The organism is uncultured Comamonas sp. (assembly GCF_964277875.1).
GTDB classification, from domain to species: Bacteria; Pseudomonadota; Gammaproteobacteria; order Burkholderiales; family Burkholderiaceae_C; genus Comamonas; species Comamonas sediminis.
Genome location: NZ_CAXYJV010000002.1, coordinates 22,306 through 42,864, shown reverse-complemented (window position 1 = coordinate 42,864; position 20,559 = coordinate 22,306). Strand labels below are relative to the sequence as shown.

At 67.7% G+C, this 20,559-nt stretch carries 17 protein-coding genes and 1 pseudogene; 4 read left to right on the top strand and 14 right to left on the bottom strand.

The window, feature by feature from the left end; genetic code table 11:
• Window positions 1–139: 139 nt before the first annotated feature.
• Window positions 140–1,447 (top strand): annotated as a pseudogene (locus ACHWUQ_RS01260) (histidine kinase dimerization/phospho-acceptor domain-containing protein); the annotation flags it as partial.
• A 150-nt stretch (window positions 1,448–1,597) separates the two neighbouring features.
• On the top strand, window positions 1,598–2,242 hold the full coding sequence (locus tag ACHWUQ_RS01255) for an ATP-binding protein (protein ID WP_394680179.1): 645 nt from the start codon (window positions 1,598–1,600) through the stop codon (window positions 2,240–2,242).
• Between the two features lie 19 nt (window positions 2,243–2,261).
• Here ACHWUQ_RS01255 and ACHWUQ_RS01250 read toward each other — a convergent pair whose 3' ends face one another.
• From ACHWUQ_RS01250 to ACHWUQ_RS01195, 12 genes are all read right to left on the bottom strand, one after another.
• The gene (locus ACHWUQ_RS01250) at window positions 2,262–3,038 is read right to left on the bottom strand and encodes an ABC transporter permease (protein ID WP_394680111.1); all 777 of its coding nucleotides are present in this window, start codon (window positions 3,036–3,038) and stop codon (window positions 2,262–2,264) included.
• Window positions 3,038–4,258 (bottom strand): ABC transporter substrate-binding protein, encoded by a 1,221-nt coding sequence (locus tag ACHWUQ_RS01245; protein ID WP_394680110.1) that lies wholly within the window; start codon window positions 4,256–4,258, stop codon window positions 3,038–3,040. The genes ACHWUQ_RS01250 and ACHWUQ_RS01245 overlap by 1 nt, the downstream gene beginning before the upstream one ends.
• A gap of 43 nt (window positions 4,259–4,301) precedes the next feature.
• A complete protein-coding gene (locus ACHWUQ_RS01240) occupies window positions 4,302–5,108 on the bottom strand; it encodes an ABC transporter ATP-binding protein (RefSeq protein WP_394680109.1) in 807 nt (268 codons plus the stop codon).
• Window positions 5,105–6,193: an acyl-CoA dehydrogenase family protein gene (locus tag ACHWUQ_RS01235; RefSeq protein WP_394680108.1), complete on the bottom strand. Its 1,089-nt coding sequence runs from the start codon at window positions 6,191–6,193 to the stop codon at window positions 5,105–5,107. The genes ACHWUQ_RS01240 and ACHWUQ_RS01235 overlap by 4 nt, the downstream gene beginning before the upstream one ends.
• A 180-nt stretch (window positions 6,194–6,373) precedes the next feature.
• Complete coding sequence (locus ACHWUQ_RS01230) at window positions 6,374–8,605, bottom strand: tripartite tricarboxylate transporter substrate-binding protein (protein ID WP_394680107.1); 2,232 nt, start codon at window positions 8,603–8,605, stop codon at window positions 6,374–6,376.
• A gap of 114 nt (window positions 8,606–8,719) precedes the next feature.
• The gene (locus ACHWUQ_RS01225) at window positions 8,720–9,331 is read right to left on the bottom strand and encodes an alkylhydroperoxidase domain protein (protein WP_312834129.1); all 612 of its coding nucleotides are present in this window, start codon (window positions 9,329–9,331) and stop codon (window positions 8,720–8,722) included.
• On the bottom strand, window positions 9,328–9,996 hold the full coding sequence (locus ACHWUQ_RS01220) for a CMD domain protein (protein ID WP_394680106.1): 669 nt from the start codon (window positions 9,994–9,996) through the stop codon (window positions 9,328–9,330). Before ACHWUQ_RS01220 ends, ACHWUQ_RS01225 begins: the two co-directional genes overlap by 4 nt.
• Before the next feature lie 21 nt (window positions 9,997–10,017).
• Window positions 10,018–11,118, bottom strand: coding sequence for a putative FMN-dependent luciferase-like monooxygenase (locus tag ACHWUQ_RS01215; protein WP_394680105.1), 1,101 nt, complete (start codon window positions 11,116–11,118; stop codon window positions 10,018–10,020).
• Window positions 11,084–12,727, bottom strand: coding sequence for a dipeptide ABC transporter ATP-binding protein (locus ACHWUQ_RS01210; protein ID WP_394680104.1), 1,644 nt, complete (start codon window positions 12,725–12,727; stop codon window positions 11,084–11,086). The genes ACHWUQ_RS01215 and ACHWUQ_RS01210 overlap by 35 nt, the downstream gene beginning before the upstream one ends.
• The gene (locus ACHWUQ_RS01205) at window positions 12,724–13,683 is read right to left on the bottom strand and encodes an ABC transporter permease (protein WP_394680103.1); all 960 of its coding nucleotides are present in this window, start codon (window positions 13,681–13,683) and stop codon (window positions 12,724–12,726) included. The genes ACHWUQ_RS01210 and ACHWUQ_RS01205 overlap by 4 nt, the downstream gene beginning before the upstream one ends.
• Window positions 13,684–13,685: 2 nt before the next feature.
• Complete coding sequence (locus tag ACHWUQ_RS01200; RefSeq protein WP_394680102.1) at window positions 13,686–14,630, bottom strand: ABC transporter permease; 945 nt, start codon at window positions 14,628–14,630, stop codon at window positions 13,686–13,688.
• A 34-nt stretch (window positions 14,631–14,664) separates the two neighbouring features.
• Entirely contained in the window at window positions 14,665–16,329 is a 1,665-nt protein-coding gene (locus ACHWUQ_RS01195) for a TIGR04028 family ABC transporter substrate-binding protein (protein WP_394680101.1), read from the bottom strand.
• Between the two features lie 365 nt (window positions 16,330–16,694).
• Between ACHWUQ_RS01195 and ACHWUQ_RS01190 the strand changes: the two genes are divergently transcribed.
• Complete coding sequence (locus ACHWUQ_RS01190) at window positions 16,695–17,261, top strand: OsmC family protein (RefSeq protein ID WP_394680100.1); 567 nt, start codon at window positions 16,695–16,697, stop codon at window positions 17,259–17,261.
• 37 nt (window positions 17,262–17,298) lie between these two features.
• Complete coding sequence (locus ACHWUQ_RS01185) at window positions 17,299–18,087, top strand: VOC family protein (RefSeq protein ID WP_394680099.1); 789 nt, start codon at window positions 17,299–17,301, stop codon at window positions 18,085–18,087.
• A gap of 21 nt (window positions 18,088–18,108) precedes the next feature.
• Here ACHWUQ_RS01185 and ACHWUQ_RS01180 read toward each other — a convergent pair whose 3' ends face one another.
• Together ACHWUQ_RS01180 and ACHWUQ_RS01175 are read right to left on the bottom strand one after the other, a co-directional pair.
• Window positions 18,109–19,494, bottom strand: a complete 1,386-nt coding sequence (locus tag ACHWUQ_RS01180) for a sulfite reductase subunit alpha (RefSeq protein ID WP_394680098.1) — start codon at window positions 19,492–19,494, stop codon at window positions 18,109–18,111.
• Window positions 19,491–20,480 (bottom strand): FAD:protein FMN transferase, encoded by a 990-nt coding sequence (locus ACHWUQ_RS01175; protein ID WP_394680178.1) that lies wholly within the window; start codon window positions 20,478–20,480, stop codon window positions 19,491–19,493. The genes ACHWUQ_RS01180 and ACHWUQ_RS01175 overlap by 4 nt, the downstream gene beginning before the upstream one ends.
• Window positions 20,481–20,559 lie beyond the last annotated feature (79 nt).

Here is a 20,559-nt window from a genome sequence, read left to right as displayed (position 1 = left end):
GTAACCTCCTGCACCCCACTGCACTCTCCTGCACCCTGCGGCCCCTTGGGCGACTGAAGAACAACGAATGGATCACCCGGAACAAGGCCCGCAACCCCCGTATACCGACCGCCATACAGCCAGCCCACATGCGATTGCGATGAAGCGGGGAAAAGAGATGCTTCCCCAGGTGCGCAGAGCGACCTTCGCGCTCGTGCTGTTCTGGTGGTGCGTGGTCGCTGCGCTGGGATGGTGGCTGTCGCAACGTCTGGTTTCGCAATGGATACAAAGCCAGGCTGCGAGCGCGGCTTATGAAGCCGAGACCACGGCCCGCGTGGTCGACCGGCTCTTTACCCAGATGGTGAGCGTGGCCAACATGGTCGCCAACCAGAGCCAGGTGATCCAGCTGGCCTCCCGTTACCGCGAGGACCCGCCCGGTCTGGACGCGCTGACCCGCCAGCAGCGCGCAGCGCAGTTCACCGCCGATCCGTTGGTGCGCAAGGTGGGCGACTTCATGGATGCGCTGGCGGCGGACCTGCGCTATGCACGCATCTACCAGAACAACCTGTCCGACGACACCATCACGGCCAGCAACTGGGCCGCGCCCGACAGCATCGTCGGCATGATCTACGCAGGGCGCATCTACCTGAACACGGCCTTGCGCGACGGCAGCGGCCACTCCTTCGGCATAGCACGCATCAACAAGACCCCTTCGTACTTTGTGGCCAGCCGCATTGAAGACGCCCAGGATGTCGTGCAGGGCTCCGTCACCGTCAAGTTCGATGCCCCCGATATGGCGCACTACCTGACCGGCAGACATACCGCCTTGATCGTCAACCGCCAGGGGCGCGTGACCACCAGCGCATCCGAGCCCTTCATGCTGCGCAATGTGGCGGCCTTGCTGCCGCCTGGTCAGCTGCATCCGCCGGACGATGAAGATGGCGAGGAACTGGGCGATGCGATGGATATCCGCGCTGTCAAAGCCCATGGCGTGGCCGACCAGTGGCTGATCGACGGCATACCGTATGTGATGAAGCGCCAGCCGCTGAACAACCGGCAGTACCAGCTGCTGACCTTGGCGTCGCTGGAGCCGTTGGCAGAGCTGCGTGACCAGCACCTGTGGACGGCGGTGCTGATTGCCGCTGTCGGTACCGTGCTGATCCTGCTGTCCTGCCATATTCTGGGCCAGATGGTCGTGCGCCGGCAGGACGAGAAATACGCCACGATGGTCACCTCGGCACTCAATGCCGACCTGAGCACGGCGCTGAGCGATGCCCAGACCAAGGAGCGCCAGAAGGTGGAGGTACTGGGCTACATCGGCCATGACCTGCGCGCGCCGCTGGCCACCATCAAGGGCTACTCCGAGATGCTGCTGACCGAGTCTCCGGAAAAGCAGCAGGGCCTGGTCAAGACCATCCAGCGCAGCGTCAAATACCAGCTCGACCTGATCGACGAGTTGCTCGAATATGCCAAGTCCGAGTTGCAGCCGCTGGCCGTGCGGCCGGCGCCCATCGATCTGCAGGCGCTGCTGGACGATATCGCCGACTACGCCATCTCGCTGTGCTCGCAGCAGCACAACCACTTCCACTGCCATATCACCGGCACCCTGCCCGGGCGCATGGCGATGGACGGCAAGCGGCTGCAGCAGGTGCTGCTGAACCTGGTCTCCAATGCCGCCAAGTTCACCCGCGATGGCGTCGTGACCCTGTCGGTCAACGCCCGGCATGCCGGAGAATTCTGTGAACTGCATATCTCCGTCAGCGACACCGGCATTGGCATCGACCTGGCGCAGAAGCCCGATATCTTCGACGCCTTCCAGCAAATCCAGACCGAGGGCGGCAGCACGGGCCTGGGCCTGTTCATCTCGCAGCGCATTCTGATGGCCATGGGCGCCAGCCTGGAAGTCAGCAGCGCGGCGGGCCAGGGCACCACCTTTTCGTTCGCGCTGTCGGTACCGGTCATGGAAGGTGCCGGGGAGACGCCGGGCAGCCGGCCAGCCTCGCCAGCACCGCGCCACCGCACTGCGGCGGCGCTGGTGGCAGCCATCGCAACCCCCGCCGATGCGGCACTGGATGAACTGGCCGAGCTGGCCTTGCATGGCCGCTTGACCGATATCGAAGGCTGGATCGGCCGCCAAACCGATCACGGCGTGCATGCGCAATTCACCGCTCAGCTGCTGGACCGTCTGGAGCAGTTCGACTTTGCCGGCATCCACAAGCTGGCGCTGCAAAGCAGGCGCGGCACCAGCAGTACCCGCCGCTGAAAGGCCGCCCGGGCCGCACTCAGCCCGGCTTGCCGCGCTGCGTCCAGCGGCTGCTCACGGTGCGGGCCAGCCAGTCCAGCACAAAGCCCAGGCAGCCGATGACAACGATGCCGGCCATCAGCTCGTCATAGGCCAGGCGGTCGCGCGTGTCCAGCACAAAATAGCCCATGCCGCTGGAGACGCCCAGCATCTCGGCGGGCACCAGCACGATCCAGCCAATGCCCACCGCCAGCCGAAAGCCGGTCAGGATATGGCTGGTGCAGCCGGGCAGCACTACCCGGGCAATAGTCTCCCAGCGCGTGGCCGACAGGCTGTGTGCCAGCCGCATCCAGGCCGGGTCCAGCGCCGCCACGCCGGCTGCGGTGTTCAGCATGATCGGCCAGACCGTGGCAAAGCCCAGCAGGAAGATCACCGGTGCCTCGCCCACGCCCAGCGCCATCACCGCCAGCGGCATCCAGGACAGCGGCGAGACCATGCGCAGAAACTGAAAAGTCGGCCCGCTGATGCGCGCAAACAGCGGCGACAGACCCAGGCACAGGCCCAGCGGCACACCAATGGCCAGGGCCAGGACCAGCGCGATCGCCATCCGCTCCAGGCTCATGCGGATATGCGGCCACAGCTCGCCACTGCCCAGCAGCTGCACCAGCGCCTTGAGCCCGGCCTGCGGCGCAAAGGCGGCACGGATCGCCTCCACATCCGAGATATGCCGGGCCGCCAGCGCCCACAGCGCCAGCGTGATGGCCATGCCCAGCAGCGGCCAGGCCAGGCGCGCCGCCCAGCGTTGTCCCCCGTGCATCATGCTTCGATCACTTCCTTGCGGCTGAAATCCTCCGCATGGCCAAAGGCTTTCAGCCCGCCCACCTGGCTGAGTGCCTGCTTGACGAAGCGGTCATCCACCAGGTCCCTGGCGGCAAAGGCCGGATCAAGCTCGCGGATGAAGTCCACATTGCCTTCCATCAACGTGCCCTGCATGGCCTTGACCAGCTCCTGCGTGTAGCTGGGGAAGGGATAGGGCTGGAAGTCGATGCGGCGCTGGTTCCACGCGGGGTGCTGCAGCACGCCCTTGGCGTGGTACTGTTCGAAGTCCTTCAGGTCAAACACCTTTTGCAGCACCGGCAGCGGGTGCGGCGTGTATTTGTTGGCGCCGTCCTTGGACATCAGCTCGGCCGTCTCGCCCATATGCTCACGCGTCCACAGCTGCGCCTTGACGATGGCCGTGGTCACGCGCTGCGCCCATTCGGGGCGCTCGGCAATGTTGCGCTCGGACAGGGTCACCAGGCAGCAGGCATGGTCCTTCCAGATATCGCCCAGAAAACGCGCCACCTTGCCCACGCCCATGGTCTCGGCCACGGCATTGAACGGGTCGGCGACGATAAAGCCCGAGACCGATTTGGCGGCCAGCGCCGCCACCATCTCGGCGGGCGGCACGATGACCAGGTTCACCTCCTTGGCGCCCAGTGCCGTGCCCTTGGGCTTGCTGACCGGCGTGAGCCCGTTCTTGCGCAGCACCTGCTGGATCAGGATGTTGTGGATCGAGTACCAGAACGGAATCGCAAACGTCGTGCCAGCCAGATCGGCCACGCTGTTGATGTGCGGCGCCACCGTGATGGCCGAGCCGCTCATATGGTTCCAGGCCACCACCTTGGCGCCAAACTTGGAGCCATAGCGCACCGACAAGGTGGTGGGCGAGAGCAGATGCACCACATTCACCTGGCCGGCAATAAAGGCCTCGATCAGCTGCGCCCAGCTGCGGAACAGGCGGGGCTTTTCTGCCTGCAGGCCTTCGGCCTCAAACAGCTTGCGGCTGTGCGCCACAAAGAAGGGGGTGGCATCGGTGATCGCCAGGTAGCCAATGCGCACGGGTACATCGTCGCCCTTGAACTTCTGCGCCAGCGCGTCACCCGCGCGCAGCAAGGGGCTGGCCGCCACACCGCTGATGGCGGCAATGCGCAGCCAGTCGCGGCGGCTGATGCCGCAGTCGCAATGGCTCGATGGGCAGATGTGCTGGTAGGTCATGGTTCTCTCTCTTCGGGGTTATCTAGGGGTGTCTGTCAACGCGTCAAACGGCAGCCGCCTGGCCGCGCAGGCTTTGCAGCGCATGCAAAATCTCCAGCCGCATCGCGGCAATGCGCTCGTCGTCGATGCGCCGGGGGTGGGCGATGTCGAGGCGCCAGCTCTGCACGATGCGGCCGGCACCGGCCTGCACACCCGGCGTGCTGCCCATCAGCAGCACCCGGTCTGCGACCAGCAGCGCCTCGTCAATGTCGTGGGTGACCAGCAGTGCAGCGGTATGCCAGCGGTGCACCACCTCGACCAGCAGCGCCTGCATGTCGCTGCGGGTCAGCACATCGAGCGCCGAGAACGGCTCATCGGCCAGCAGCAGGCGCGGCTCACGCGCCAGTGCCCGGGCCAGCGCCGCACGCTGGGCCATGCCGCCCGACAGTTGCGCCGGAAAAAGCCGCTCCTTGCCGGCCAGGCCCACCGCGCCGATGCTGGCCTGCACGCGCTGTGCAATCGCCTGCTGCATGGCCTTGGGCTGGTGTTTGAAGTCCAGGCCAAAGGCCACGTTGTCCTGCACATTCAGCCAGGGCAGCAGGCTGGCCTGCTGGAACACCACGGCCGCACGCGGGTGCGGCGCGCGCAAGGGCGCATCCAGAAACTGCAGCGTTCCGGCATCGGGCGGCTGCAGTCCCGCCAGGGTGCGCAGCAAGGTCGATTTGCCGCAGCCACTGCCGCCCAGCAGCGCCACAATTTCCTGGCTGTCGATATCGATGTCGATGCCGGCAAACACCGGCCGGCCCGCCTGGTAGCCATAGGCCAGGCCGCGTCCCTGCAAGGCTTGGCGGGGTGCAAGGCTTGCCGTCATACCGCCACCTGTGGTGCATGCTGGGCCAGCTCACCTTCCAGCTGGGTCAGGCTGGGCGTGACGATGGGGATAAAGGCCGACTCGCGCCAGCGGCGGCCAAAATCGGGCTGCCGGTCCTGCAGGTAGGCGCGGCCCCCGGTGGCCTGCAGCTCCAGCTGCAGCGCTTGCTGCACCAGGCCTGCCAGACGCATGCGCAATGCAAACAGAGGGCTGACATCGGCGACCCAGCGGTCACCCAGCACACCACCCAGCAGCTCTGCCTCCACCTGGCCCAGTGTCGTCTGCGCCTCGGTCACGCGGCTGTGCAAGGGGCCACGCGCGCCGCCATCCTGGGCGGCAGCCTGCAACGCTGCCCGCGCCAGGCCAATCGACAACGCACACTGCATGCCCAAAAACCCGGGCCGCGCGGCTTTGAGATACGGCGGCCCGGCCTGGGCCAGCAGCGCCTGGGCGGGCACCGTCACCTGGTTCAGCTGCAGCGCCGCAGTATTGCTGGCACGCATGCCCAGCAGGTCCAGATCGGGCGAGCGCACCAGGCCCGGCAGGCCGCTCTCCAGCGCCATCACCATCGGCATGCCACCGCCTTCGGGCTGCACCGCAGCGGCCACCACAAAGCCCTGGGTTCGCACGTTGGACACCCAGGGCAGCAGGCCATCCAGGCACCAGCCCTGCGCCACCGGCCTGGCCTGCACCTGCAAGGCCTCGATGCGCGACAGAAACTTGATGACATTGGAGAGGCCCACCGCGCCCGCGATATCGCCACGCAGCAACGCATCCCACCAGCGCTCACGCGCGGCCTCATTGCCGCTGGCCTGCAGGTAATGGATGAAGGCGCGCTGGCTCCAGAACACAAAGGCCGTTGTCAGCGACACGCTGGCGACCTCGGTGATCGCGGCCATCGCATCGCGCACATCCCCGCCATGGCCGCCTTGCGCGGCAGGCAGGCCCATGCGCAGCAGGTCATGGTGGGCCAGCATCGGCAACACGGTGCTGGCCAGCTCGGCCTGGGTATCCAGTGCATGGGCGCGCTGCGCGATGTCGGCGCGCGCGCTCTCGGTCAGCAAAGGGTATGGGGTGGTGCGCATGGTGCAAGGCCGGCGGCCCCTTTGACATGAACGCAATGGCAGCCATTGCCGGGCCACCAGAGGGCGGGCATGGAAAGCATCCGTCGCATGGTCAGTTGCCGGACCGGCAAAAAGTCATGGTGGGAGCGCGGGCAGGCCCCGCGCGAGGATGCTGCAGTCTAACGCAACTGCCTTATAGGCTTATTTGACCGAGCGCAGGTGCTTCCCACAGCAGCGCAGCCATTGCTCGCGCATCTGCGCCTCCAGCGCCAGCAGGCTCTCGGGCGGGCCGCCCCCGCCGACGGCCTGCACATCCTGCAGCTGCTGCTGGACCTCGGGCCGGGCGAGCACCTGGGCCACGGCCTGCTGCAGTTCACGGTTGGCAGCAGGGTCGGAGTGGGCCGCTGCCCAGAGGATGTAGTGGTCGTAGACCGCCAAACCCGCCAGCGCGGCATGGGCGCCCAAGGTGGGCCAGGTAACGCCATCGAGGCTTTGCGGATGGGCCGGGTCCGCTGTGGTGCCCAGCACCCGCAGCTGGCCACCTCGCACCGCCGTGGCCACGCCATTGACGGGCGCCAGCACCAGCTCCACCGCATGCGCCTTCGTCACCACATCGGAGTCAGGGTACATGCCGCGGAAGACCTGGCGCTGCATGTCCACACCGCCGCGCGCCAGCAGCTCGGCCCATGCCAGCTGGCCGATCCAGCCATCGTCCCCGGTGCCTACGCGCAGCCGGCCCGGGTGGGCCCGCGCATAGGCCAGCAGGTCGTCGGTGTTGCCAATGCCCAGCGCATCGGCCTGCGTACTGTCGATGGCCAGCACCAAGGGCTGCGATGCGACCAGGGTCACCGGCAGCAGCGATCGCAGCGCGGTATCGATGGCAGGCCCTTGGTGCAGGCCCGGGATTCCGCCGCGCGGCAGGGTCATGGCTGTGAACAGCAGTTGCCGGTCGCCCCCGTCGGCGGCCAGCCGCTCGTAGTCGGCCACGCTGGCATCGGGCACATGCCTGATCTCGACATGGCGGCCCAGCAGCAGCGGCAAATGGGCGGCCACCATCCGGGCATAGTGGCCATTGCGGCCACCAGCTGGTGATGGCACGGTGATCTGCAGCGGCAGCTGCGCCTGCGGCGCCAGCCACTGGCCGGCATCGTTCATCACGCCATAGCGGATGGCCCACTGGCCGGCGGTCGATGGATTGCGCACCAGCGCCTCGGCCACCCAGTAGCGGCCCATGCGCCAGTACTGCCGAATCATCGGCCACTCGTCCCGCCAGCCGGGCGGCCGCCAGTCCTCGGCAAACAATGCCGACACCACCGCGTAGCCATGGCGAAACCGGCGCGCCTCGTGGAACTGCGGCGCAATCACCCACTGGCCTTTTGCATTTTGGTAACCCCAGCGCCCGGTGGCAGTGTCCTGGACGGGGCGCAGCGCCTCGCCACCCTGGCTGCGCTGCAGGCGCTGCCAGCGGCATACCCGGGGCGTGCCGGCGTCCCGCTGCAGCCGCAGCCCGGCATTGCTGCACAGCTGGATGCGGCGCTGTGCCGTCGCATCGGGCAGGTGGCCAAAGGTGAACGGAATCACCATGCGCCCCTGCGGATCAATCAGACCGGCGCCCAGCGAGCCCGGTGTCACGATCTGCTTTTTGTAGTCCATCCACTGTGCGGTGGTGATATCGCTGGGCGGCACCGGCGCCAGCCAGCGGCCTCCGGCATCGCGCAGGCCCGGCTGCGCATACACCAGGTCCAAGCGCAGCGCCGACGGCAAGGGCTGGGCGTCACCCGGCACCAGGTAGGCGACCGCATCGGGGGAGTACACCCCGTTCGTGGTGCCGCCATCGCAGGTAACCGGTGGCACGGCCCAATGGCCTTGCGCATCCAGGTGCCCATAGGCGGTGGTTGCTTCTCGCCGGCCATTGGGCTTGTGCTGCACCAGCCAGACCTTGGTAGCGGGCTGCAGCACGTTGTTTACCTTGGAATTGTGGTGCGAATCCACCCGCACCACCTGCCAGCGGCCATCACAGAAGCTGCGTGCGGACGGCGCGAGAAAAAGCGTGTGCCCCTCCAAGGCATCGAACAAGGCGGGCGCCAGTCCCGTGTTCGGGTCCGGGTTCAGGCTCAGCCAGCGCAGGCGATCGATGTGTCGGGGATCAGTGCCGATCTGGAACATGAAAATCTCTGCCCAGGGCGGCGCAGACGACGACACGGGCCGCAGCTGCCAGTGCGGCTGCATCGGCATCGCGCGCTCGGGGTGGGCATACAGCTCCTGGTAGTCAGGCGGCGCAGCCTGGGCGCTGGCCATGCCGAGGCAGCATGCCAGCAGCGCCAGCCAGGCGCGCAAAGGCTGCAGGGCTTTCATACCGGGGCCCCGGCCGACCCGTTGGGCGCCGATGGCAGCTGCGGCGAGCCGCTGCGAGAGATGCAGAAGAAGGAGCATGGAGGCCATGGACCGAAGGGGATACAGCGCCAAAGTATCCGCTTTTTCTGCGGTGGCCTGGCAGAGGCCCCACCCCCAAAAACCCTGGGGGCCGGCGCCCAGGGCTTGGCCGGCTCAGGCCTGCGCAGTCTCCAGCGCCGGCTCGCCCAGGCTCAGCATCAGCCGGTTGGCCCAGTTGAAGAAGGCCGCGCCTTGCAGCGCATCGGCAATCGCATAGTCGTCCAGCCCGTTCTGGCGCAGGCCGTCGATATGGCTGGCATCCAGCGCCAGGGGCGTCTCGGTCAATGCCACCGAGGCGGCAACGATTGCGTTCCAGCGGGGGCCCAGCTCGGCCTGAACGCCTTGGTCCAGCAGCTTTTGCACATCCTCTTCGCGGCGCGAGAAATGCGACGCAAAGCGCGCATGCACCGAGGCGCAGTAAATGCAGCCGTTGAGGCGGGATGTGGCCGCAGCGGCCAGCTCGCGCTCGGCGCGGGGCAGGCCACCATCGGGGTTGTAGAAGATGTCCTTGTCGGTGCGGGTGCGCGCACCCAGGGTGTCGGGGTCGCGGGCCAGCAGCCGAAAGTACGGCGACTTGGCGCGTGACGCATCCACCAGACCGTCAAAATGCCTGGGGGTCAGCTCCGCCTCCGGCAGCGGCTCCATCCAGGGCAGCCAGTCCAGCTGGGCCTGGGTAAAGACCTGGGGTTCGGTGCTGTTCGGGTAGTGCAGGGTCTGCTCGCTCATGCGGCGTTCTCCTCGGCGGTGGGTTGTGGGGCGGATGCGGATGGGGCAGGATGGGCCTGCAACAGGCGCAGCCCCGCCACCACGCGGATCTGAAAGGCCAGGAACGACACCAGCTGCGACAGCACCACGATGTCGGTCGCCGTCCAGCCCGCATCCAGCAAGGCTTGCAGATGCGCGGGCTTGGCGTCGCGGGGGTGGAAGGCGAGCAGATGCGCATGCGCCAGGCCGGCAGACAAGCGCTCGCCCAGCACGGCACGGTTCTGCGCAGCCACCGCGTAGACCGGGCCGGCCTGGTCTTCGGCGCTCAAAGGGCCTTGCGGGTAGTGGCCATAGGGCCCACGGGCCAGGCCCTGTGCCGCTTCGCCATCAATGGCTTTGCCCAGCGCCAGGCTCGCCTGGGTGGCCAATGCATCGCGGTAAAAACGCTGCACCTGCGGCTGCTGGTGCAGAACGGCCACAAAGGCGGCCACTGCCAAACGCTCGTTCAGCGGCCACTGGCTGCTGAGCGGCGCGCGGGGCGCCAACAGCGCCAGGTAGCTTTGCTGGGCCTGCTCACGCGCCTGCAGGCGGTGGCGGCGCACGGCATCCAGGTGGCTGCCCGGCTGTATGCCGGCGAGCTGGTCAATCACATCATCGGTCTCCGATGGGTTCCATGCAGAAGTCATCAGTGCATCACTCCAAAAAAATCAGGCCAGCGCCGGTGCGGGCACGGGGGCAGAGGCGGTTGCGGGCGGCACCGGCGCGTCGTCGCGCCACCAGCCCAGCGCCGGCGCCACATACTGCGCGGTCAGCGCGATCGAGCGCAGGATGTCGGCATGCGGCGGGTCGATCGAATGCACTTGGAAGGAGATGTCGGTCACCCGCGCCAGCGCGGTATCGGCACGCAGCGAGGCAATCACCTCATCGGGCGTACCCACATGCACGTCGTAGGCGGCCAGCAGCTGCGCCAGCGGTGCATCCGGCCCCCATTGGCTGGCCGGGCCGCCCGGGTTCGCAGCGGCGGCACGCGCCAGGCTGCGGCGCAGGCCCACATCGGCCAGTTGCAACGCACGCTGGCGGTCTTCGGCCACAAACAGGGTGCGCGATCCCAGGATGCGCGGCGCCGTGCCAGCCGGCAACGCCGCCAGGTAGGTGTCGATCAAGGGGTTCTGGATGTCGGCCAGGCTGGCACCCGGCGCCTCGGCGCTGCGCGGCTGGGTGCGCGACAGCATCAGCCCATCACCGGCCAGGCCGGCGCGCTCGGCCCCGGCGGCCGAGAACGTGGCCTGCCAGATGCGCGGCAACAGCTGCGGCCCGGCAGGGTAGAGGCGATCACCGCCAGGCAATGGCAGCCCCGCCCAGGCATTGCGCAACACCGCCAGGTGCTGCGCATAGACGCGGGCGCGGTCGTCGCTGCGCAGGCCAAAGGCGGTAAAGGATTCGGGCGTGCCACCGGTGCCCACGCCAAACTCCAGGCGGCCACCGGACAGCAGATCCAGCACCACCGCGTCTTCGGCGACCCGGATCGGGTTCTCCATCGGCAGGGTCACGATGCCCGTGCCCAGGCGGATGCGCTGGGTGCGCGCCGCCACATGGCTCAGGAACACCAGCGGCGCAGGCAGGCCGCCTTCGGCTTCATGAAAGTGGTGCTGCGCCACCCAGGCCGTGTCAAAGCCATGGGCCTCGGCATGCTGGATCTGCTCGGACACCAGGCGGTAGCGCTCGGCAGCGCTGGCCTGGTCCAGCAGGCGGCTGAAAAAGCCCAGGCGTTTTCTAGGCGGCGAGTGCAGGAATGGGCTCTGGTTCATGGTGGTGTTTTTGTCCGGGAATGGCAGCGATCAGCTCGCGCGTATAGGCACTGCCGGGGCGCGAGAACACCTCGTCCACCGGCCCGGCATCGACCTGGCGGCCGCCCTGCAGCACCGAGACGGTATCGGCAATCTGGCGCACCACGGCCAGGTCGTGCGAGATGAAGAGATAGGTCAGCTGCAACTCGCGCTGCAGCTGGTCGAGCAGTGCCAGAATCTGCGCCTGCACGGTCACATCGAGGGCAGACACGGCCTCGTCCAGCACCAGCACACGCGGCTGCAGGATCAGCGCCCGGGCAATGGCCACCCGCTGGCGCTGGCCGCCCGAGAGCGCGCGCGGGCGGCGCGTCAGTACCGCCGGCGGCAGGCCCACGCGGGCCAGCATGTCATGCACGCGGCGCTCGCGCTCGGCCGGCGCCAGGCGCTCAAAGTTCAGCAGCGGCTCTTCGATGATCGCGTAGATGCTCTGGCGCGGATCGAGCGAGCTGAACGGATTCTGGTAGACCAGCTGCACCGTTTTGCGGAACTGGCGCAGCGCCTCGCCGCGCAGCGATGTCACATCGACGCCTTCGACCGTGATGCGGCCCGCCGTCGGTTTGCCAAAGCCCACCACGTCGCGGATGGTCGTGGTCTTGCCCGAGCCGGACTCGCCCACGATCGCATGCGTGCTGCCCCGAGGCACTTCGAACGAGATGCCATCGACCGCGCGGAACAGGCCGCGCTGGCCCGCCACTGCAAAGTCATGCACCAGGCCCTGCACCACAATCGCTGGCTCTGCCGCCACCGTCCGTGGCACCCGCGCCGGCGCCGTACCCAGCGATGGCGCATCGGCCAGCAGCTGGCGCGTGTAGCGGCTTTGCGGGTTGCGCAGCACATCGGCCGTGGGCCCCTGCTCCTGGATGCGGCCGGACTGCAGCACGACCAGACGGTTGGCGCGGTCGGCAGCCACGCCCAGGTCATGCGTCACCAGCAGCACGGCGGTGCCAAACTCGCGGCGCAGGTCGTCAATCAGATCCAGAATGCGGCGCTGCACCGTCACATCGAGCGCGCTGGTGGGCTCATCGGCAATGATCAGTGCAGGCTGCAGCGCAATCGCGATGGCGATCAGCACGCGCTGCTTCATGCCGCCCGAGAGCTCATGCGGAAACTGGCGTGCGCGCAGCTCGGGCTGCGACAGCCCCACTTTTTGCAGCAGCTCCAGCACACGCTGGGCAATCTGCTTTTTGTCGCGCCAGCCATGCAGGCGCAGCATCTCGCCGACCTGGTCACCCACGGTGCGCACCGGGTTCAGCGAGGTGGTAGGATCCTGCGGAATCAGGCTCACCACCTTGCCGCGCAGTGCCTCCAGCTGGCGCTGCGACCAGCCCGCCACGTCGGTGCCGTTGATGCGGATGCTGCCGGCCTGTACCCGGCCGTTGTCGGCCAGCAGGCCAATGATGGATTGCGCGGTCGTCGTCTTGCCCGAGCCGGACTCGCCGACCAGGGCCAGCACCTCGCCAGCGGCAATGGAGAACGAGACCTCGTGCACGGTGCGCTGCTCGGCCTGGCCGTCGTGGTAGGCGATCGACAGGTTCTCGACCTGCAAGACGGGAATGGCGGCCCCGGTCATGCGCGCCTCCGGGTCAAATCGGCACTGATATGGTTGGCCGCCAGCACCACCGCTGCCACCAGCAGGCCGGGCGCCGCGGTCAGCCACCAGGCGGTGGAGATGTAGTTGCGGCCTTCGGCAATCAGCAGGCCCCATTCGGGCGTCGGCGGCGGCGCACCATAGCCGAGAAAGCCCAACGTCGAGATCGCCAGAATGGCCGAGCCAAACTGCAGTGCCGCCAGCGCGATCACCGAGGTCAGCGAATTGGGCAGCACATGGCGCCAGAGCACGGCCGCAAAGCGCCCGCCACTGCCCAGTGCCGCTTCCACATAGTCAGAGCGGCGCACCCGCACCACTTCCGAGCGCACCAGGCGCGCAAAGCTCGCGACCGAGACAATCCCCACCGCCAGCGCCGCATTCACGGTGCCAAAGCCCAGGATGATGATCACCGACAGCGACAGCAGCAACGAGGGCACCGACAGCAGCACGTCGACGAGGCGCATCACCGCGTCTTCCACCCAGCCGCCTGCTGCGCCGGCAACCAGGCCCAGCAAGGTGCCCAGTACCAGGCCGACGCTCACCGCCACAAAGGCGCCGCTGAGCGAATGGACGGCGCCGTAGACCAGGCGCGCATAGCTGTCACGGCCCAGCGCGTCCGTCCCCAGCCAGTGGGCGGCGCTGGGCGCCTGCAGCTGCTGGCCGGCCGTGCCCAGCACCGGGTTGTAGCTGGTGAACCAGCCCGGCGCAATGGCCCACAGCGCCACCAGCGCCAGCACGCCCCAGGCCAGCAGCAGGCCCAGCGGTGCGGCACGCAGGCGTTGCAGGGCCTTGGCAAAGAGGGCAGACAGGCCTGGCGCAGCCAGCCGCTGCTGCGGCGCCTGCACCGCAGCGCTGTCCGTGGCTCGGGCCCCGGTCAGCAGGCCCGGCTCGGCGGCCAGGGCGCCCAGCCCGGCGGGTGAAGAAGTGCTTGCAGACATGGTCAAACTCCCAAACGGTTGCGCAAACGCGGATCGAACAGCGGGTAGAGCAGGTCCACCGCAAGATTGATCAGCACAAAGGCGGTGGCCGAGATGACCACGACCGCCTGCAGCACGGCGCTGTCCTGGTTGCCGACGGCTTGCTGCGTGAGGCTGCCCAGACCGTTGAGGCCAAAGACGGCCTCGGTCACGACAGCGCCGCCCAGCAGCTCGCCAAACAGCACGCCGGCCATCGTCAGCATCGGCAGTGCGGCATTGCCGGCCACATGGCGCAGCAGCAGCCACAGGCGCGGCGCGCCCTTGGCACGTGCCACGGCCACAAAGGGCTGGGTCAGCACCTCGTCCACATTGCGCAGCAGGATCTGCGCCAGTGGCGCCGCAATCGGTATCGCCAAGGTCAGGGTCGGCAGCACCAGGCCTTGCCATTTGCCGGGGTTGATCACGGGGATCCAGCCCAGGCGGAACGACACCAGCTGGATCAGCACAATGCCCAGCCAGAACACCGGCACCGAGACAAATACCGACGGCAGCGCATAGAGCGCGCCGCGCAGCCAGCGCCACGGTGCCAGCTGGGCCAGCAGCGCCAGCAGCAGAGCCAGCACCACGGCCAGCGCAAAGCCCAGGCCGGCCAGCCGCAAGGTGGGCGGCAGGCTGGTGGCCAGCCCCTGGCTGACCGGCACGCCGGCCTGCAGCGAGTAGCCAAAGTTGCCGCTGACAAAGCCGGTCAGGCTGTGCCAGTACTGCTGCCACACGGGCTGGTCTGCGTCATAGGCGGCGCGGATATCAGCCACCTCCTGCGGGCCCAGGCCCAGCTCGGGGCTGAGGAACTTGATCAGCAGTGCATCGCCCGGCAGCAGCTGCAGCAGCACGAAGGACGCGGTGAACGCCGCCCACAGCACCAGCAGCGCCTGGGCACTGCGCCGGGCCAGATAGGGATAGAAGGACATCGACGTGCTCCTTGACGCTCAGCAGGGCTGCGCCTCAGCGCTTGGCCAGCCAGGTGCTGTAGAAGCTCGGGCGCCCTACGGCCTCAAACCCCACTTCGCGCACCCAGGGTGCAGCGGCGAAGGCCTGCGGCTCTTCAAAAATGGGGATCACATAAGCCTGGTCGATCAGGTAGTTCTGCACCTCGGCGGTCAACGCCAGGCGCTTCTGGGCGTCCGTCTGCGCGGCAATCGCTTCCAGCAAACCGTTGAGCTGCGGATCGACAAAGCCCTTGACCTTCTGGCTCACGCCACCTTGCTGCAGCAGCACGTTGCGGTTGGTCGGGTAGTAGTTGCTCTTGATCACATCGGGATCGGCGCGGCCCACCATGCCGGGGGCGACCGGCGTCTTCTCCGGATCGAGGTTGTCGACAATGCGCACGCCAGCATCACCGCTGAGCACCTGCAGCTTCACCCCCACCTTGGCCCACTGCTGGGCCACCAGTTGCAGGGTTTCCTTGTTCTGCGGCTGGGGCAGCGAGTCATAGGCGGCCAGCGCCAGCGCGCGGCCGTCCTTTTGGCGGATGCCGTCCGGCCCCGGTGTCCAGCCTGCGCTCTCCAGCAGCTGCTGCGCCTTTTGCGGGTCATAGGCCAGCTTGCTGGCCAGGTTGACGTAGCCCAGCGCGCTGGACGCAATCACCGAGGTGGCCTGCGGGTAGTTGTGCGAGAACAGCGTCTGCACGACCTCCTGGGTATTGGTGGCATGCAGCAGCGCCTGGCGCACCTTCAGATCGGCGACCAGCGCGTTGTCGGGCCGGAAAACAATGCTGTTGTTCACCCCCCGCGTGGACGGCGCATAGATGACGAACTTCTGCTCCTCCACCCGCTTTTCGTCATAGGCCTGCACCTGGCGGATCACACCAGCCTGGCCCGACAGCAGCGCACCAATGCGCACGCTGTCTTCCGGGGTGACGATAAAGCGCACTTCATCCAGGCGCGCGCGGCCCTGGTGCGCCAGCTGCGCAGGGCCCCAGTTGTAGTCCTTGCGGGCCGACAACACCAGCTCTTTGCCCAGGGTTTCGCTGGCCACCACGAAGGGGCCCGAGCCAATGATCTTGGTGGCATCGCCCAGCTCATCAAACGGGCGCTCCAGGGTCTGCAAAGACACCAGGCCCGAGCCGATCACCGAGGTACCTTGGAGGAAGCCCGGTGACGGCTTGCTGAAGTAGAACTTCACCGTCAACGGGCCCAGCACCTCACTGCGCTCATAGTTGTTGATGACTTCGGACACCGGCAGCTTGAGTGCCTTGTTGCCGCGCCCATAGGTGTCAAAGTTCTTGGCCACGGCTGCCGCATCCAGCGGCGTGCCATCGGAGAAAGTCACGCCCGGGCGCAGCTCGAATGTGAACTCGGTGGCGCGGTCGTTGATGGTCCAGCTCTTGGCAATCCAGGGCTGGATCTCCAGCGTCTTGGGGTCCTGGTAGGTGAGCTTGTCGGTGATCTGGTTGAGCACGCCGCCATTGGGGTAGAAGCCACCGGCTGGCGGGTAGAGATTGGTATGCGCCTGCTGCTCCAGGTACACCAGGGCGCCGCCGTTGGCCGGGCCCGTGTCGGCCTTGGCCTCGGCCACACTCTCGTTCTTGGAGCAGGCTGCCAGCAGCCCGCCCAGCGCCAGCACTGCCGCGCTCCATACCGCCAGTTTTTTGAATTTATTCGCTTTCAACACCACGCACCACCCTCGCTAGCCACGGGCAACCTTGCCTGCACCGGCACGCCAACCTCGGCCGCCGGGCAGCGGCACCCTTGCAGAAAGTGCCGCCATCTGGGTGTGTCATGCTAGGCATTCGGCGGCCGGCGAGAAGGTATTTTTCAGAGCATCGATATGCGCAAACCAAGGAAGCAAGCGGCCGCCAGGCCTGGCGCCGCATAGAGGGTTTGCGCATAAGCACATGCGCGGCAGCCGCATATGCACATGCGATCTGCGCAGTTCACGGATGGGGCATGCGTGCCAACAATGGGCTGAGAACGTGTTTTCGTTCGTAGGCACGCATCACCTCCCGCCGATGCAGCACATTTCCCAATGACTCCATGAGTGCAAGCCCTGCTACCTTGAATGACTACCTGGCTGAAAAGCGCGGCGCCGTATTGGCGCGCGATGCCCAGATCGATGCCGGCACCGCCCAGGCCACGGCGCTGCGCGCCAACGTGAGCGCCGAAGGGCGCAGCGGCGTGCGCCGCATCCGTATCCGCGAGCACCAGGTCATCAGCGACAGCCCACCCAGCTTTGCCGGCTACAACCTGGGCCCCAGCTCGCCCGAGCTGCAGCTGGGTGTGCTGGGCAGCTGCGTCACCCATATCTTTCTGATCCAGGCATCGGCGCAGCAAGTACCGCTGACCAGCCTGGACGTGGAGGTGAGCGGCGTGATCGACCCGCGCGCCGGCAAGCCCGGCCACGAGGCCACGCCCATCTGGCCACACGACATTGCATACACCGTGCATATTGATTCGCCCGCACCGCGTGCCGACATCGATGCGCTGTTTGCCGCCGTGGAGCGGACCTGCCCGATCCTGAACCTGCTGCGCCAGCCGCAGACCATCCGCGCGAGCGTCGAGCACAGCAATTCGCTGGCCCAGACGCACAAGCAGGCGGCCTGACACCTGTCCCTCCCTCCTTTTTTTACGGAACTATCCCATGGCACTGACACTTGACCACATCGTGATCGCGGTCCACGACCTCGACAAAACCATTGACGACTACGCTGCACTGGGCTTTACCGTCGTACGCGGCGGCGAACACCCCGGCCGCCCCACCCACAATGCGCTGGTGGTGTTTGAGGATGGCGCCTATTTCGAGCTGATCGCCTGGCGCAGCCCGGCACCGCAAGACCGCTGGTGGCAACTGCTGGACCAGCATGGCGAAGGCATCATCGACTTTGCGCTGCTGCCCCCCAGCACCGCCGAGGTGATTGCTGCGGCCAAGGCGCGCGGCCTGGACCTGCAAGGCCCGCTGGATGGCGGCCGCCTGCGCCCCGATGGCGAACGCCTGCAATGGCAGACCGGCCGCCCGCACACGCATGACCTGCCCTTCCTCTGCGGGGATATCACGCCGCGCAAGCTGCGCGTACCTGAGGGCGAAGTGCGCCAGCATGCCAACGGTGCCACCGGTGTGGCACGCCTGACGGTGGCCGTCAGCGATCTGCTGCAAAGCCTGGAGCGCTACCGCGCGCTGCTGGGCGACAAGGCCCACATCCACGCCGCCGACGGCGGCAACAGCGCCACCATTGCATTGGGCAACAGCGTGCTGGAGCTGACGCAGACGGCGCCGCAGTTGCAAAGCAAGGGCGAAGGCCCGTTGGCGATTGTGCTCCAGGGGGCTGGTACCTGGGACCAGGCCTCGGCCAAGCTCTCGCCTGGTGCGCCGATTGCGTTTGTGAAGGCGGAGCTGACGAGCAAGGCCGACAGCAGCCTGGCCACCGCCTAGGCTTTCTGGGCCGGCCAGGCCTCAGTACACATCCCGGCGGTAGCGCCCGGCCAGCGCCAACGCATCCACCGCGGGGGCGCCCAGCACCTGGCGCAGCACCGCATCGACGCCTTGCGCCATTCCCTGCTGGCTGCCGCAGACATAGATCGCGGCGCCGCGCGCGACCCAGCCCTGCAGCCGCTGCGCCTGGCGCTCCAGCAGCTGCTGCACATAGCAAGGGTCGGTCGCATCGCGGGACCAGGCACGGTCCAGACGCTCCAGCTGGCCAGCGGCCAGCCATTGCTGCAGTTGTGCATCCAGCAGTGCATCCTGGTCAGGATGGCGCTCGCCAAATACCAGCCATTGGTCCGCACGGCCTTTGGCCACGCGGGCGCGGATATGGCTGCACAGTCCCGCCAAGCCGGTGCCATTGCCGATCAGCAGCAAAGGGCGCTCGGCGTTGTCACCCAATCTAAAACCGCTGTGCGCACGCAGCCGCATCGGCAGCACATCGCCCACAGCCATGCCCTCGCACAACCAGCCCGATGCCAGGCCCGGTGTGCCATCGGCACGCGTGCTTTGGCGCACCAGCAATTGCAGCTGGCCGTCCTCGGGCACCGACGCAATCGAGTAATCCCGGCTGCGCTGCGGATCGGCGGGCACCGCCAGCGACACCAGGTCGCCTGATTCCCACAGCGGCAACGCGCCGGACTGCGGCTGCCAGTCGAGCAGGTACACGGGGCTGCCCTGGCTGCCGGGGTTGAGCAACTGGCGGCGGCGCAGCACCCAGGGCTGGGCGGGCTCCGGCTGGCGCCAGCCCTCGCCTGCCTGGCCGGTCAGTGTCTGCAGCAACTCGGCCGTCTGGCCCTGCCAGGCCATCAAGCTGGCCTCATCGCCGTTGTCCATGCACAGCACATCGGCCTTGGCGCCCTGCTGTTGCAGCCACTGCTGCACGCGCAGACCAAAGGCGCAGAAGGCCGCGTATTCGCTGTCGCCCAGCGCCAGCACCTGGGCACTGTGCCCGGGCAGCGGCTGCGCCTGCTCCAGCACCTGGCGCACAAATGGCAGCGCATCGTCGGGCGCATCGCCCTCGCCGGTGGTCGACAGCAGCCACAGGCTCTGCGTGCAGGCCTGCAGGTCCGCCAGCCGCAGCGCCTGCACCGGCCTCAGCTGGACCGCGCAGCCGCCCGCATGCAGCACCCGTGCGGTCTCATGCGCCAGGGCCTCGGCCCGGCCCGTCTGGCTGGCATAGGCCACCAGCACCGGCGCACCCTGCTGGCTGCCCGCTTGCAGTGCGAGCTGCTCCTGGCGCTCGGCCCGGCGCTGGCGCCACAGGCGTGCTGCCACACCGGAGCACAGCAGCGCATACCCCGCCACCAGGCCTGCTGCGCCTGCGATCCGCGCAGGGCTTGCTATCCAATCGATCATCGCTTCATGCTGCCTGCAAAACGCTGCACCCAGGCCGGCGTGCTGCGGTGCAGGCCTTGCGGCTGCCCGGCATCGGGATGGGTGTGGAACGCCGCCGCTATCTGGTGCTGCAGCGCAAACTGCCAACCGTCCTCGGGCCCCAGCACCGTGAGCACGGTGGCCAGCGCATCGGCATGCATGCATTCGCGGTGGTAGACGGTGACGCTGGTCAGCGCATGGGCCACGGGCCGGCCGCTGCGCGGGTCCAGGCTGTGTGAAAAACGCTTGCCACCGTGCATGAACACATGCCAGTGGTCGCCCGAACTGGCCAGCGCGCCATCGCCCAGCGGCACCACGAGCGGCTCATCACCGGCAACACCTGCCACCGCTACCCGCCAAGGCTGGCCGCCGGGTTTCTGGCCCCAGGCCCGGATCTCTCCGCCAATCTCGAGCAGCGCATGCGGCCAGCCGGCCGCGCGCAGGCGCTCGGCGACCCAGTCCACCGCATAGCCCTTGGCGATGCCGCTCAAATCCAGCTGCAGGCCACCGGGCTGCAGCAAACACCGCCGCTGCGGCTGCCACTGCAGGCGCTGGTGGCCGCAGACCTGCAGCGCACGGTCGATATCGGCCTGCGCAGGCGGCTGGCCGCTGTGGGGCGCCTGCGGGTCTGCACGCGGGCCAAAGCCCCAGAGCGACACCAGCGCGCCCACCGTCGGGTCATAGGCGCCATCGCAGGCGCGGGCCCAGTGCAGGGCCGCATCCAGCACCTGTGCCAGCTCGGGGGGCAGCACGTGCCAGCTACCCGCATCGGCGGCATTGAAGCGCGAGACGCAGGAGTCCGCCTCCCAGTTGCTCATCTGCGCGATGACGGCATCCAGCGTGTCCTGCACCAGCGCCTGTACCGGCGCCAGCGGGGCGTAGTCGGGGTTGGCCAGGCGCAGCGACCAGGTGGTGCCCATCGTTGCGCCCTGCAGGCTGTGCAGGCTGCCGTGCTGCGCAGGGTGCATCGCAGGCGCCCTCCAGGCGGAGGATGCAAAGGAGCGGCCGGCCAGCGCAGGGGTCGCCAGGGCAGACTGGCCTTCACCC